Below are 600 nucleotides of genomic sequence, written 5' to 3'. Positions count from 1 at the left end.
TTGCGGCACACGCTGTGCCAGTTCGCGTACAAAGGCTTCGGCGTCAGCGGTTTCGCCTGCCTGTATAATATAGTGTACCAGCGATATGACCTGGGATGAAGTCAGGTACCCGGCCAGCAAGATGGGTGCCAGCCGGTCAACAAGCTCTGCCAGGTCGCGCTGGTGAATATGTTTCTGCAGTAAGGTCAGCGCGGCCATACTGCGGTGGCCGGCGATGTCATCATCCGGAATGATGGTCACATCAACCAGCGGGAAAGCGCTGCTGTAGAGTGTGCCTGCGAGTGCCGGGTCGTCAAACTCATCCAGCCAGCGGGTGGAGTACGGGTACGGGCTGCGTTTACCCGTATAGAACAGCACCGGTATCACCAGGGGCAACTTCTTATGACCCGCTTCCAGATGGCGCTGCATGGCAGCCACGGCATAGCGTATCAGGCGAAAAGCCATATGTCTGTCCGGAGAAGACTGGTGCTCAATGAGCACGTGGATGTAGCCATCACCGCCGGTGGTTTTCAGGCTGTAGAGAACGTCACTGAAATATTGCCGGAGGTCATCCTCAACAAACGAACCGGATTCCAGCTTCAGCGTCGTGAGGTCACAGAT

Annotated in this window: 1 protein-coding gene; it reads right to left on the bottom strand. The window is 56.7% G+C overall.

What is annotated here, in order from left to right:
* Nucleotides 1-600, bottom strand: a 600-nt coding sequence (locus tag AQ981_RS25430) for an Rpn family recombination-promoting nuclease/putative transposase (RefSeq protein ID WP_121500749.1), incomplete at both ends; no start/stop codon positions are given.

Origin of the sequence: Entomohabitans teleogrylli (assembly GCF_001484765.1) — a bacterium.
GTDB lineage: Bacteria > Pseudomonadota > Gammaproteobacteria > Enterobacterales > Enterobacteriaceae > Entomohabitans > Entomohabitans teleogrylli.
The sequence above is the reverse complement of the archived record's forward strand: the minus strand, read 5'-3'. Positions and strand labels throughout refer to the sequence as shown.